This is a genomic window from Limimaricola soesokkakensis, assembly GCF_900172345.1.
Lineage (GTDB): Bacteria > Pseudomonadota > Alphaproteobacteria > Rhodobacterales > Rhodobacteraceae > Limimaricola > Limimaricola soesokkakensis.
Map to the genome: position 1 here is coordinate 442,234 of NZ_FWFY01000002.1, position 13,273 is coordinate 455,506.

General features: G+C 70.5%; 14 protein-coding genes. 7 read left to right on the plus strand and 7 right to left on the minus strand.

What is annotated here, in order from left to right; translation table 11 throughout:
* The first annotated feature begins 46 nt into the window (after positions 1 to 46).
* Together LOS8367_RS04895 and LOS8367_RS04900 are read left to right on the plus strand one after the other, a co-directional pair.
* The gene (locus tag LOS8367_RS04895) at positions 47 to 556 is read left to right on the plus strand and encodes a DUF721 domain-containing protein (protein ID WP_085895351.1); all 510 of its coding nucleotides are present in this window, start codon (positions 47 to 49) and stop codon (positions 554 to 556) included.
* Positions 557 to 569: 13 nt separating this feature from the next.
* On the plus strand, positions 570 to 1,406 hold the full coding sequence (locus tag LOS8367_RS04900) for a DsbA family protein (RefSeq protein WP_242665502.1): 837 nt from the start codon (positions 570 to 572) through the stop codon (positions 1,404 to 1,406).
* Here LOS8367_RS04900 and lpxK read toward each other — a convergent pair.
* The 6 genes from lpxK to LOS8367_RS04930 form a co-directional block, all read right to left on the minus strand.
* A complete protein-coding gene (gene lpxK / locus LOS8367_RS04905) occupies positions 1,393 to 2,394 on the minus strand; it encodes a tetraacyldisaccharide 4'-kinase (RefSeq protein ID WP_085895352.1) in 1,002 nt (333 codons plus the stop codon). The genes LOS8367_RS04900 and lpxK overlap by 14 nt on opposite strands.
* On the minus strand, positions 2,394 to 3,539 hold the full coding sequence (locus tag LOS8367_RS19170; protein WP_207569225.1) for a 3-deoxy-D-manno-octulosonic acid transferase: 1,146 nt from the start codon (positions 3,537 to 3,539) through the stop codon (positions 2,394 to 2,396). The genes lpxK and LOS8367_RS19170 overlap by 1 nt, the downstream gene beginning before the upstream one ends.
* Complete coding sequence (locus LOS8367_RS04915) at positions 3,536 to 3,781, minus strand: DUF4170 domain-containing protein (RefSeq protein ID WP_085895354.1); 246 nt, start codon at positions 3,779 to 3,781, stop codon at positions 3,536 to 3,538. Before LOS8367_RS04915 ends, LOS8367_RS19170 begins: the two co-directional genes overlap by 4 nt.
* Before the next feature lie 65 nt (positions 3,782 to 3,846).
* Positions 3,847 to 4,650 carry a 3'(2'),5'-bisphosphate nucleotidase CysQ gene (locus tag LOS8367_RS04920; RefSeq protein WP_085895355.1) on the minus strand — a complete coding sequence of 268 codons (804 nt, stop codon included), beginning with the start codon at positions 4,648 to 4,650 and terminating at the stop codon, positions 3,847 to 3,849.
* Positions 4,637 to 5,983 carry a TldD/PmbA family protein gene (locus LOS8367_RS04925; RefSeq protein WP_085895356.1) on the minus strand — a complete coding sequence of 449 codons (1,347 nt, stop codon included), beginning with the start codon at positions 5,981 to 5,983 and terminating at the stop codon, positions 4,637 to 4,639. The genes LOS8367_RS04920 and LOS8367_RS04925 overlap by 14 nt, the downstream gene beginning before the upstream one ends.
* Positions 5,984 to 6,062: 79 nt before the next feature.
* Entirely contained in the window at positions 6,063 to 7,574 is a 1,512-nt protein-coding gene (locus LOS8367_RS04930) for a DUF2125 domain-containing protein (RefSeq protein WP_085895357.1), read from the minus strand.
* 124 nt (positions 7,575 to 7,698) lie between these two features.
* Here LOS8367_RS04930 and LOS8367_RS04935 point away from each other — a divergent pair, with 124 nt between their 5' ends.
* A complete protein-coding gene (locus LOS8367_RS04935) occupies positions 7,699 to 8,442 on the plus strand; it encodes an SDR family oxidoreductase (protein ID WP_085895358.1) in 744 nt (247 codons plus the stop codon).
* A gap of 6 nt (positions 8,443 to 8,448) precedes the next feature.
* Here the strand turns inward: LOS8367_RS04935 and LOS8367_RS04940 are convergent, their stop codons facing one another.
* Positions 8,449 to 8,796 carry an HNH endonuclease family protein gene (locus LOS8367_RS04940; RefSeq protein WP_085895359.1) on the minus strand — a complete coding sequence of 116 codons (348 nt, stop codon included), beginning with the start codon at positions 8,794 to 8,796 and terminating at the stop codon, positions 8,449 to 8,451.
* 132 nt (positions 8,797 to 8,928) lie between these two features.
* Here LOS8367_RS04940 and LOS8367_RS04945 point away from each other — a divergent pair, with 132 nt between their 5' ends.
* The 4 genes from LOS8367_RS04945 to LOS8367_RS04960 all read left to right on the plus strand — a co-directional run bounded on the left by LOS8367_RS04945 (position 8,929) and on the right by LOS8367_RS04960 (position 13,267).
* Positions 8,929 to 10,074 (plus strand): TIGR03862 family flavoprotein, encoded by a 1,146-nt coding sequence (locus LOS8367_RS04945; RefSeq protein WP_106534985.1) that lies wholly within the window; start codon positions 8,929 to 8,931, stop codon positions 10,072 to 10,074.
* An 88-nt stretch (positions 10,075 to 10,162) separates the two neighbouring features.
* Positions 10,163 to 12,310, plus strand: coding sequence for a YjbH domain-containing protein (locus LOS8367_RS04950; protein ID WP_242665503.1), 2,148 nt, complete (start codon positions 10,163 to 10,165; stop codon positions 12,308 to 12,310).
* Between the two features lie 14 nt (positions 12,311 to 12,324).
* Complete coding sequence (locus tag LOS8367_RS04955; RefSeq protein WP_165761382.1) at positions 12,325 to 12,945, plus strand: YjbF family lipoprotein; 621 nt, start codon at positions 12,325 to 12,327, stop codon at positions 12,943 to 12,945.
* A gap of 100 nt (positions 12,946 to 13,045) precedes the next feature.
* The gene (locus LOS8367_RS04960) at positions 13,046 to 13,267 is read left to right on the plus strand and encodes a hypothetical protein (RefSeq protein ID WP_085895362.1); all 222 of its coding nucleotides are present in this window, start codon (positions 13,046 to 13,048) and stop codon (positions 13,265 to 13,267) included.
* Positions 13,268 to 13,273: the final 6 nt, after the last annotated feature.

Below are 13,273 nucleotides of genomic sequence, written 5' to 3' on the forward strand. Positions count from 1 at the left end.
CCCCTCTGGTCCGGCCCCCGCCCGATCTAGTAGGATGGGCGCTGTCATGAAACAGCGACGCACCTCCACCACACGCGGATTTGCGCAGGCCTCGGGCCTGTTGCAGTCGCGCATCCGCGGCGCCTCCGAGGCACGCGGCTTTGCCGTCACGCGGCTTCTGACCCATTGGGCCGAGATCGTCGGCGAAGATACGGCGCGGATCGCGCAGCCGGTGAAGATCGGCTATGGCCGCGACGGTCTGGGCGCGACGCTGACGCTTCTGACCACCGGCGCGCAGGCGCCGATGTTGTCGATGCAGGCCGAGACGATCCGCGAGCGGGTCAATGCCTGCTACGGCTACCGCGCCATCTCCAAGGTGCGGATCACCCAGACCGCGCCGACGGGATTCGCCGATGGCCAAGCGGCCTTCGCGCCCGCCCCCAAAGCGGCGCCGCGCGCGCCGGACCCCGAGGTGCAGGCGCAGGCGGCGAAGACCGCCGAGGGTGTCGGGGACACGGAATTGCGACTTGCGCTCGAGGCCTTGGCTGCCAATGTCCTGTCCAAACGTCGGAATTAAGACAGGACACCGCATGAAACTCGCAAGCTCCACCATCGCCCTGACCGCCGCGCTGGGCTGGATGGCCCTCGCCGCCCCGCTCTCGGCGCAGGAGGCCACCGAGACCGAGACCGAGACAACCGCCGAGACTACGGCTGAGGAGACCAGCGCAGAGGCCGAGGCCGGGACCGAGGAAGCCGACGCAGCGGCCGAGGCTGAGACCGAAGCCGCAACGGAGATGGAGGCCGAAGCTGAAAGCGCCGAAACCGAAATCGAAGCGGAAGCCGGCGCCGAGGCCGAAACCGGGACGGCAACTGCCTCCGACGAGGATGCCGCCCCGGCCGAGGACGGCATCGTCGAGATGGTGCAGGGCGCCGAGGACGCGCCGGTCACGGTGATGGAATACGCCTCCTACACCTGCCCGCATTGCGCGAATTGGCACGAGACCAGCTATCCGCAGCTCAAGGACTACATTGACGAGGGTAAGGTGCGCTTCGTCTATCGCGAGGTGTATTTCGACCGGCCCGGCCTCTGGGCCTCGATGATCGCGCGTTGCGGCGGCGAGCAGAAGTTCTTCGGCATCTCCGACATGCTCTACGAGCAGCAGCGCGACTGGGCAGCCGGCGGCGACCCGGCGGCGATCGCCGCGAAGCTGCGCGAGATCGGCCTCAAGGCCGGGCTCGATGAGGCGCAGCTCGAGGCCTGCCTGACCGATGGCGGCAAGGCGCAGGAGCTGGTGAGCTGGTTCGAAGAAAACGCCAAGGCGGACGATATCACGTCGACGCCCACGTTCCTGATCAATGGCGAGAAGCACTCGAACATGGCCTGGGCCGACATGGCCGAGATCATCGACGGGCTTATCGAGGAGTAAGCCCCAGCCGGTCCAGCGCGGCGTCGAGCGGGGCGGTATCGCCCCATTCGAGCCGCACCGGCAGGGTCAGTACCTTGGATCTGAAGGAGGCGGGCAGGCGCACCGCGTCCTTTTCCGTCGTCACCAGCTGCGCCGGCAGGGCGCGCGCCTCCTGTTCGAGCCGCGCCATCAGCGCCGGTGTCAGCGGCTGGTGATCGCCCAAGGCCTCGGCCCGGCGCAGATCGGCACCAAGTCCCTTGAGCGTCGCGAAGAACTTTTCCGGGTGACCGATGCCGGCAAAGGCGAGCACCGGCATCCGCTCCCACACCATGCCGGTCATCAGCGGCGCAAGACGGCCCGTCAGATGCGGCAGACCGGCCAGCTGCGCGCCCCAGCGCTCGGAGAAGCGGGCCTGCTGCGCCGCGCCGCCGATCGAGAGCACCATGTCGGCGCGCGCTAGCCCGGCGGGGACCGGCTCGCGCAGCGGCCCGGCCGGGATCACCCGGCCATTGCCGAAGCCGCGCGCGGCATCCACCACCACGATCGAGAGATCCTTGTCGAGCGCCGGGTTCTGGAAGCCGTCGTCGAGGATCAGCGCCCGCGCGCCCGCGGCCACCGCCGCCTGTGCCCCCGCGGCGCGGTCTCGCGCGACCCAGACCGGGCCGAAGGCCGCGAGAAGCAGCGGCTCGTCTCCGACCTCATCCGCCGCATGGCGGCGCTCATCGACCCGGACCGGTCCTTCCAGCCGTCCGCCATGGCCCCGGCTCACCACATGGGCCTCGATGCCGCGTTCGACGAGGCGCTGCATCAGCGCGATGGCGGTCGGCGTCTTGCCGGTACCGCCGGCGTTGAGATTGCCGACGCAGATCACCGGCACCGGCGCGCGCCAGCCGGGCCGCGCGACCCGCCGCGCGGTGGCCGTGGCATAGAGCGCTGCGAGCGGCGCCAGCGCGCGGGCGCGCGGTCCGGGTCGCGCCGGGTCGCCATCCCAGAAGGCCGGCGCCCTCATCAGCGCCGCTCCAAGGTCTGGCGCACCAGTTCCATGGTCCGGTTGGTCGCCTCTGCGCCCTCGGTCGCCACGTCCCAGGCGGCGCGGGCCAGCATCGCCGCGCGGTCGGGCGCGAGCAGCGCCTCGACCGCCTGTCCGAGATCGGCGGGGCCGCGCACGATGCGGCAGGCCCCGGCGGCGGCCAGCCGGCCGAATCCTGGGGCATGCAGCGCCTGTCGCGGGCCGTGCAGCACCGCCGAGCCAAGCGCCGCGGGCTCCATCGGGTCGCGGCAGGGCAGGTCGGAGAGCGTTCCGCCCAGAAAGGTCATCGGTGCGAGTCGGTACCACAGCCCGATCTCGCCCGGCCCGTCGGCGACGTAGATCTCGGTCGCCTCGTCCGGTTCGTCGCCTTCCGCCCGCTCGGCCACGATGAAGCCCCGCGCGCGCAGGGCGCGGGCGATCGGCAGAGCGGCGGCCTCGCTTGCGGGGGCAACGATCATCAGCAGCCGGTGCGCGCGCTTGCTGGCCTGACGTTGGGCCGCAGCGATGGCGTCGATCTCGGCCTCGACCCCACCCGCGACGAGCCAGACCGGCCGCGAGCCGATCGCGGCGGCGAGATCGGCCCGGTCGCGCTCGTAGCAATCGGGCAGCGGCCGCGTGGCGTCGAGGCGGCCGATGATCTCGATCCGTGTCGGCTCGACGCCGATGCGGCGCAGCCGTGCCGCGGCGGTGCCGTCGGCGGCGAGCAGCCGCTCGAACTGCTGGTAGGCCGCACGCTTCGTGCCAAGCCGCCAGCCGCCGCCCGCCACCGCGATCATTTCGGCCTCTGCATCGACCATTAGAGCGGGCAGCCCCGCCTTGGCGGTTTCGAACAGCACGGAGGGCTGCACCGGGCCACGCATCCAGACCAGAAGATCGGGCCGCCAGCGCATCAGGAAATCCTGCGTGGCAGAGCGGCTATCCGGCAACGGCGGCCATTGCAGCAGCTTGCGCGGCGCGTCGCGCAGCCGCGCCGGTGCCGTCAGCAGCAGCGTCAGCGGGTCGCGATCCTCGTCGAAGCGCCGGGCCAGCGCCGCGACCGCGGCGCTGCGTGCCGGGTCGGGGCAATGGACCCAGACCAGCGGTCCCTCGGGGCGCTTCGCGGGATCGGCGGGCGGCTGTCTCAGTTGCCGAGTTCCTCGGTCGGCGAGGCGGCGGCCTCTTCGTCACGCAGCCGGTGGATATGCGCGATGAAGTAGCGCATGTGGGCGTTGTCGACGGTGCGCTGCGCCTCGCTCTTCCAAGCCGAATAGGCCGAGGCGTAATCGGGGAACATGCCGACGATGTGGATGTCGTCGGTGTTGCGGAACACGTTCTTCGAAGGATCGATCAGCTCGCCGCCGAAGACGAGATGCAGGCGCTGGGTCATGGGAATCCTCGGGGTTGGGGCTTTCGCGGCAAATTACGCGTCGAAGGGCCCGGGTCAAGCCGGGGTCAAGTTGGAGGCGAGACGGGCGAAGCGGCGAGCAGCGGCAGCAGCACGTCGTGCAGCGCCCCGCCCGCCAGCACGCCGTCGCTCTGCGGATGCGGCTTGTTGAAGCCCAGCTCGGCGCCGCGCTGGTCGGTGGCGGTGCCGCCGGCCTCGCTCAGGATCAGACTGCCCGCGGCGATGTCCCATTCCCAGGTCGGGCGGATCGTCAGCATCGCGTCGAAGCGCGCCTCGGCCAGCAGGCACAGCCGCCAGGCCAGCGCCGAGCGGAACGCGCGTCGCAGGGGCGGCACCTCGCCGCCCAGCCAATGCTCGGGGCTCATGGCAAGGCGCGGGCCCAAGAGCGTGGCGCGGGCGGGGTCGGTCTCGGCGCTGGCGCGGATCGGCGCGCCGTTGAGAAAGGCGCCGCCGCCCAGCGTGGCGGTATAGAGAAGATCGCGCTGCGGCAGCAGCACGCAGGCGCCGGTGATCCGGCCGTTCTCGGCCACCGCCAGCGAATGCGCCCAGTCGCGGCTGCCTTCGAGATAGGCGCGGGTGCCGTCGATCGGATCGACGATGAAGATCCGCTCGGCCTGAAGCCGTTCAGGCGCGTCCGCCGTCTCCTCGGACAGCCAGCCATAATCGGGGCGCGCCGCACCGAGTCGTTCGCGCAGCATCGCGTCCACCGCCAGATCGGCCTCGCAGACCGGGCCGCCCTCATCGGGCTTGTCCCAGACCTGCGGCGCGCGAAAGCCGCAGGCGATGACCGCCGCCTCGCGCGCCGCCGCGACCAGCAGCGCCAGATCGTCGCTTGGATCAGTCGCCGGCAAGGGTCATTCCATCTACGAGCAGGGAGGGCACGACGCGGCTCAGATGCTGGCGCGCGTCGTTGGCGGGCAACAGGGTCATCAGCATCTCGCGCAGGTTGCCCGCGATGGTGCATTCATTGACCGGGTGGACGATCTCGCCCTTCTCGACCCAGAAGCCAGAAGCGCCGCGCGAGTAGTCGCCGGTGTTGGGATTGATGGTCGAGCCGATCATCGAGGTGACCAGAAGACCGGTGCCCATCTGCGCGATCAGATCGGCGCGCGTGGCGCTGCCCTCGGTCAGCCGGACATTGGTGACGGCGGGGGAGGGCGGCGCCGAGGTGCCGCGCGCGGCGTTGCCGGTGCTTTCCAGCCCCAGCTTGCGCGCGGTGGCGAGGTCGAGCACCCAGCCGGTGAGCACCCCGTCATCGATCAACGCACGCTCGGCGGTGGGCAGCCCCTCGCCGTCGAACAACCGCGAGCCGGAGGCCCGCGGGCGGTGTGGCTCCTCGATCACCGAGAGCCCCTTGGGCAGGACCTGCGACCCGTCGCGGCCCAGAAGCCAGCTTGATCCGCGGGCGATCGCCCCGCCATTGGCGGCGGCCAGCAGATGGCCGATCAGCGAGGAGGAGATGCGCTCGTCGAACAGAACCGGGTATTTCCCTGTGCGCGGGCGGCGCGGGTTCTGCCGGGCGGCGGCGCGTTCCCCGGCGGTGCGGCCGATCTCCTCGGCGCTGCGCAGCTCGGACTGGAAGATGCGGCTGTCGCCATCATAGTCGCGCTCCATGCCGGTGCCGCTGCCCGACACCGCGACACAGGAGATCGCGCGGTCCGAGCGCTCGTAGCCGCCTGAAAAGCCGTTGGTGGCGGCGAGATGGATCCGGCGATGACCATAGCCGGCGCTGGCGCCCTGCACCTGCGTCACCCCCTCGACGCCGCGCGCCGCCGCCTCGGCGCGGCGCGCATCCTCCTCGAGCGCGGCCGGGTCCGGCTCGGGCGCGGGGTCGTACATCTCGAGTCGCGACGAATCGGTGTCGCGGGCCAGCTGCGACGGATCGGCGAGCCCGGCATGCGGGTCCTCGGGCGCCTCGCGCGCCATGGCGACGGCGCGTTCGGCCATGGTCTCGATCGTGGCGTCGCGCGCATCCGACGAGGAGACCACCGCCTGCCGACGCCCGATCAGCACCCGCAGGCCGATATCGACCCCCTCGGCGCGCTCGGCCTGCTCCAGCCAGCCTTCGCGCACGTCGATCGACACCGAGGTGCCGTCCACCGCGACCGCGTCGGCGGCCTCCGCCCCGGCGCGGCGGGCGGCGGCGAGCATCCTGTCGGTCAGGTCGGCGAGCGAGACGGTCATGGCGCATCCTTTCGGGCTGTCGCCCGACCATCTAGCGCGCCCGCGCCGCGCTGGAAAGCGAGGCCGCGGGCGGTGCGCCTCACTTGATCCGCTGGCCGTTGGCGATGACGTGGCCCTCGGCGTTGAACTCAATCTCCGAGCGCAGCTCGTCATTGCCGATCGGGGTGGTGAACAGCCCCAGCATCATCCGCGCGCCCATCAGCTGCTCGGCCGGGATCACGCCCAGCGTCGAGAGGTTCTCGATCAGCGCGTTCAGACCGGCGATCTTCAGCTCGATCCTGCCCTCGGGACGGGGAAAGCCCTCGAAGGTTTCGAAATCCTCGTTGTCGAATGTGAAGGCGCCGTCGCCCAGAAGTTCGGCACCGGCGAGACGCAGCACCAGCCGGTCCAGCATCAGGCTCTCGATTTCGGGCGCGGCCTCGGCCATCGCAGCCTCCTCGCCCACCGCCTCGGCGGTGTCGGGATCGGTGAGATCCTGCGGCAGACGGGCGGTGCCCGACAGTTCGGCGATCAGCGTTGCGGGCTCGCGCGGCAGCACCGCGGCGGGATCGAACAGCGTCCAGACCGGGTCGCCGAGCGTCAGGCTGTCGAGCGTGACCCGGGCCGAGAAATCCTGCGCCGCCTCGCCCGCCGCCAGCGGCGCGTCGAGGCCGAAGCCGTATTCGCCGACCCCGATCTCGACAGGGAAGGGCAGCGGCCCGGTGAGCCGCAGGTCGAGCCCCTTGGTCGATGAGGCATAGGCGACGCGGGCCGGGTCGAGCGCCAGTTCGACGGCGCTCGAGACGGTGCGCGCGGTGCCGGCGGCGCGCCCCTCGGGCCCTTCGCCCTCGAATTCCACCAGCGCCGGGCCGGTGGCGTAGTCGAAGCCGAGCGCGAAGCCCTCGGGCAGCGCTTCGGCGTCCTCCATGCCTTCGGGAAGCGCCAGCGCACCGGACAGGGCGATCTCGGCGACGCTGCCATCGATCGAGACGGTGCCACCTTCCTCGCGGTCCTCGCCCTCGATCGACAGTTCGAGCGTCTCGGCGGCGATGTCGTAATCGGTGCGGCGCAGCCCCTCCGGGCCGGTCTCGGACAGGTAGCTGCCGCGCAGGACGTTGAGCGCGAGCGTTGCCTCGGCCGGCATCTGCACCCCGTCCTCGCGCAACGCCTCGAGCACCAGCGCGTAGCGTCGTGCGGCATAGTCGTAGCGCATCGCGCCGGGATCGCCGCTGACCGTCACCTCGAGCCCGTCCTGCCGCACCCCGAGGTCGATCTCGGTCTCGACGCCGTCCTCGTCGGTGCCGGTGATGACGACCGGGTAGCTGTCGGGCAGCGACACCGCGACGGTGCCGTCGCCGGCCTCGGTGAAGGTAATCTCGGCCACCCGCGCCACCAGCTCGCCATCCTCGCCCTGCATGGTCAGCACGAGGTCGGTAACGGTCAGGCCGTCGGCGGAGCGGGTCTCGGCGCCGGTCTCGATCCGGGTATCGCCCAGCCGGGCCGCGCCCTCCTGCCAGTCCTGCCAGACCTGCTCGGCGGTGACCTCGGCCTGTGCGGCGCCGGCCAACAGGATCAGCGCGCCGATCGGCGCGGTTTTGGACAATGCGGCCATGTCGGGCCCTCCTCGCAATCGCAGTTCCACGGGCCGGGCCCGTCGCGCCGGTGACCGGGGCGTCTGGACCGGAGACTAGGCCCCCGTTACGCTGGACGAAAGGTCAAAGCGCGGGGAGGGTGCGATGCAGGGGAAGACGGTACTGATCACCGGGGCCAGCCGCGGCATCGGAGCCGCCGCCGCGCGCGCCTTCGCCGGGGCCGGGGCCCGCGTCGCGCTGCTCGCGCGCAGCGCCGAGGCGCTCTCGGACATCGCCAAGGAGCTGGGCGAGGCCGGTCTCGCCATTCCTTGCGACGTCAGCCGCTACTGGGAGGTCGAGGCGGCGGTCGAGGCCTGCGTCAAGGAATTCGGCCGGCTCGACGTGATGGTCAACAACGCGGGCGCGATCGAGCCGATCGGCGCCATGGGCGGGCTCGACCCCGAGGCCTGGGGCAAGGTGATCGACATCAACCTCAAGGGCGTCTTCAACGGCATGCGCGCGGCGCTGCCGGTGATGCTCGAGCAGGGCGGCGGCACGATCATCACCGTTTCGTCGGGCGCCGCGCACAACGCGGTCGAGGGCTGGTCCGCCTATTGCGCGTCCAAGGCCGGGGCGGCGATGCTGACCCGCTCGCTCGATCTCGAGTATCGCGGCCGCGGCATTCGCGCCATGGGGCTGAGCCCGGGCACCGTCGCCACGCAGATGCAGCGCGAGATCAAGGCATCGGGCATCAACGCGGTGAGCCGGCTCGACTGGTCGGTGCACATCCCGCCGGAATGGCCGGCCAAAGCGCTGGTCTGGATGTGCTCCGACAAGGCGCAGGATCAGGTCGGTCAGGAGGTGTCGCTGCGCGACGAGGAAATCCGCCGACGCATCGGGCTGCGCTGAGAGGGCTCAGCGGCCGCGGCGCTTGCCCGACACCTTCGAGGAAAAGCTCGGCGGCCGCTTCGACACCCATGCGATGAACTTCTCCAGCCGGGGATGCGCGCGCAACCGCTCCGGCGTGTTGTAGTCGCGCGCCAGCTCTGCCTCGCTCAGCGTCGCATGGATCTCCTTGTGGCAGATGTGGTGCAGCAGCACCTGCGGCCCATGCGTGCCGCCCTTGAGTTTCGGCACGAGGTGATGCGCGCTTTGTGGCACGCCGGGCGGGATCGGCCGCTGGCACAGCGCGCAGAGCGGATCGGCGTGCGGTGTGGCGACGGACAGGGCCTCGGTCTGGCGTTTCTCGCGGCGGCTTGGCATGGGGGAAAAGATGGGGCGCGGCGATGGCGTCCTCAAGCGCGGCCTCGGGCCGCAGGTGCGAAGGCGGTCCCCGGGGCCGCGGGGAGGCATGGCGTGCGGGCATTGGTGATCGGCGGCGGACCGGCGGGGCTGATGGCGGCCGAGGAGCTGGCGAGCGCGGGTCTCCGGGTGCTGCTCGCCGAGCAGATGCCGACCATGGGACGCAAGCTGCTGATGGCCGGCAAGTCCGGGCTCAACATGACGAAGGAGGAGCCGCGCGAGGCGTTCGACGCGGCCTATGGCGCGATGCCCGGGCCGTTGAGGGCGGCGCTAGCCGGCTTTGGTCCCGATGCGGTGCAAGCTTGGGCGCGCGGGCTCGGGCAGGAGGTCTTCACCGGTTCGACGGGCCGCGTCTTTCCCACCGTGATGAAGGCCTCGCCGCTGCTGCGGGCCTGGCTAGCTCGGCTGGCCGGGGCCGGGGTGGAGCTGCGCACCCGCTGGCGCTTCGTCGGCTGGGAGGAAGGCGGGGCCGCGTTCGAGACCCCGGAGGGGCGGCAGGTCGCTCAAGCCGATGTCACGGTGCTGGCGCTGGGCGGGGCAAGCTGGTCGCGGCTGGGCTCCGACGGGGCCTGGGCCACCTTGTTGCCGAACCATGTCGCGCCGTTCCGCCCGGCGAACATGGGCTTCGGCATTGATTGGTCGGCGCATATGCACCCGCATTTCGGCGCACCGGTCAAGCCGGTGGCGCTGATCGCCGGGGCGCGCCGGGTGCGGGGCGAATGCGTGATCTCGGCGCGCGGGCTCGAGGGCGGCGGCCTCTATGCGGTCTCGGCCGATCTGCGCGACGGTGCGGCGCTGGCGCTCGACCTGCTGCCGGATCTCGACACCGACGCGGTAGCGCGAAAACTGGCACGTCCGCGCGGCAAGGCGAGCCTCGGCAACCACCTGCGCAAGGCGCTGAAGCTCGACCCGGTACGGCTGGCACTGCTGCAGGAATTCGCGCGGCCGCTGCCGAACGACCCCCAGACATTGGCGGCGCTGATCAAGGCGCTTCCGGTGCCGATCATTGGGCCGCACCCGCTCGACGAGGCGATCTCGACCGCGGGCGGGCTGCGTTTCGACGCGCTCGATGCGGGCCTCATGCTGCGCGACCGGCCTGGCGTTTTCGCCGCGGGCGAGATGCTCGACTGGGAAGCGCCGACGGGCGGATACCTGCTCACCGCCTGTCTGGCCACCGGACGCCATGCCGGGCGCGCGGCGGCGGCCTGGGCCGGGGCGGGACCCCGCGCCGAGGGCTGAGGCGCGGCTGCGCGCCCGGTCGGCCCGGCTTTCAATTGCACCGAGGCGCGGCTAGGGTGCGGCGAGCGAGCAGGGAGTGCAGCACGACATGACGATCCGAGCGATGCGCCGGGGCGGGGCGGCCAGCCTTGCGGCCCTTCTGGCGGCCGGGGCGGTGAACGCCCAGACGGTGTCCGACAGGGGCCTGAGCTACACGCTTTATGGTACGCCGGGGCTGATCGAAATGCCCTCGGCGCTGAGCGCCAAGGATGGCCAGATCGCCGCGACGATCGGCAATTTCGACGGCCAGACCCGCACCACTTTCACCTTCCAGCTGTTGCCGCGCCTCTCGGGCAGTTTCCGCTACAGCCGGATCGAGGATTACAGCCTGCCGGGGCAGCGGGGGCAGGTAGACACCTATTTCGACCGCAGCTTCGACCTGCGCTACCGCTTCAACGACGAAACGGCGGTGATGCCCGCTTTCGCCATTGGCCTACAGGATTTCCTCGGGACCGGTGCCTATGGTGCGGAGTACCTCGTCGCGACCAAGACCTTCGGCGATACGCTGCGGGTCTCGGCGGGTCTCGGCTGGGGCCGCTTCGGCTCCCATAACGGCTTCGACAACCCGCTGGGCGTGCTTGCCTCGGATTTCGACGAGCGTCCGGATCTCGATTTCGAGGAAGGCGGCACGCTGGCCTTCGATCAGCTGTTCAGGGGCGACGCGGCGCTGTTCGCGGGTCTCGAATATGCCCCGACCGAAAAGCTCACGCTCAAGGCCGAGTACTCCTCGGACGCATATGATCGCGAGACCGAGTTGGGACTGATCGATCGCGATTCGCCGCTCAATTTCGGTGCGGTCTACCGGCCGTTGCCGGGGGTGCAACTCGGTGCGTCCTGGCTCTACGGCTCGGAGCTGGCGCTGACCGGCACCTTCCTGATCGATCCGACCGAGCGGCCCTATGGCCCCGGTCTCGATCCCGCTCCGGCACCGGTGAAAATCCGCCAGGGCGACGCCCGCGCGGCCCAGAGCTGGAATCGCGCGGCGCTGCCCGAAGCGACGATCGGCACGGCGCTGCAGCAGGCGCTGGCCGCCGAGGGGGTCGAGCTGTCCTCGATCCAGCTGTCGGATCGCGCCGTGCGGCTGCGCTATACCAACACCCGCTACCGCGCCGAGGCGCAGGCGATGGGGCGGATCGCGCGGATGCTGAGCATCGGCCTGCCAGATTCGATCGAGAGCTTCACGCTCGAGCCGATGCAACGGGGCGTGCCGCTCTCCGCCGTGACGCTGAGCCGGTCGGATATCGAGGCCTTCGCCGACACTGCCGGCGGCACCGAGGCGCTGTCCCAGCGCCTCGTGCTCGACGATGCGGGCCCGTCGGTGGGCCTGAAGCCGCTGCCGCGCGTCGATGACCGGTTCTCCTGGGGGCTCGCGCCCTATGCCCGCATCACTGTCTTCGACGGCGACGCGCCGTTCCAGGTCGAGCTCGGCGCACAGGTCACTGCCAGCTACGAGATCACCGATAGCCTCGTCGCCTCGGGCACGCTGCGCCAGCAGCTCTATACCAACCGCGAGGATCCCGAACTGATCGTGGCCGAAGGCGGTGAGCCCTATCCGGTGCGCCGGAACGCCGCGCTCTACGCCAAGGAAGGCACCACCGGCTTCCGCGACCTGACGCTGGCGCAATACGGACGCCTCGCGCCGGACGTCTATGCCCGCACCACTCTGGGCTATCTCGAGGAGATGTATGGCGGCGTCTCGACCGAGGTGCTTTGGAAGCCCGCCGACAGCCGTCTCGGCCTCGGCGCGGAGGTCAACTACGCGCGGCAGCGCGATTTCGACCTCGGATTCGGCTTTCAGGATTACGACGTCGTGACGGGCCATGCCTCGGCCTATTACGACTTCGACAACCGCTTCTACGGCCAGATCGATGTCGGCCGCTATCTCGCCGGTGATTGGGGTGCCACCTTTACCCTCGACCGCGAATTCGAGAACGGCTGGAGCGTCGGGGGCTATTTCACCCTGACCGACGTGCCTTTCGAGGATTACGGCGAAGGCTCCTTCGACAAGGGCATCCGGGTGACGATTCCGCTCGATTACGTGGTCGGCCAGCCGACGCGCCGCGAGGCGTCGAGTGCGCTTGCCTCTCTGCAGCGCGATGGCGGCGCCAAGCTGCGCGTGGACGGGCGGCTCTATGAGGTGGTCCGTGACGGCCATCTGAACGATCTCGACGATGGCTGGGGACGGTTCTGGAAATGACGATGCGGATCAGGATGACGGGCGCCCTCACGGCTCTGGCGCTGCTGGCGGGTTGCGGTGGCGGCGCGGGGGTTACTGCGGCGCTGCAAGGTGCGATCGCGCCGCTGGTCGGCACGCAGGCGGCCCCGGCAGGGGGCGCGGTCGCCGCCCCTGCGAATGCCGCGACCTCGCGCCGGGTCGAGATCGCGGCGCTCGGCCTGTCGGGCACGGCGCGGCAGGTGATCGACAACGGGGTCTCGAAGAGCTTTTCGGGGCCGGCTGGCTTCACCTACACGCTGCGCGACGGGATGCTGGTCTCGACCCGCGGCCTCGGCCCCGACCTGATGGCCGCCGATGCCCGCCAGAGCCGCGCCGCGCTGCGCGCCGGCGGCGGGCAGGCTGTGCGGGTGCACGAGACGCTCGACGGGCTGGATCGAATCGAGCGGGCCGAATTCAACTGCACCGTGAGCTTGCAAGGGACCGAAGCCGTTAATCTCGGCAATCGCCAGGTCACCGCCCGGCGCTTCGACGAGGAATGCCAAGGCACGGGCCTGATCTTCACGAACTATTATTGGCTTGACGCTGCGGGGGAGATCATTTCGTCACGTCAGTTCATCAGCCAAAGTGTTGCATATTTGCGCAGCAGCGACCTTTAGTTTCGCATTCGGGCCGCGCCACACTGGTCATCCAGCTTGTGTGATACACCTATCTTGGCTATAGCCGACCTAACGCTTTGTTATCAACTGGAGTAGAGACATGCGCCTCACCAAGACCCTCGTCGCCGCCGCCCTCGCCGGCACCATGACCGCCTCTTCGGCTTTCGCCGGTGGCCTGGCCGTCGAGATCGTCGAGCCCCCGGTCGTCGTGGTCGAGCCCGAAGCCGAGCCCCGCGGCACCCTTGCTGGCCCGCTCGGCTTCCTGCTGCCGCTGGCCGCTGTCGCCGGTCTGGTCGCTCTGGCCGCTTCGGACGACTCCTGATTTCAG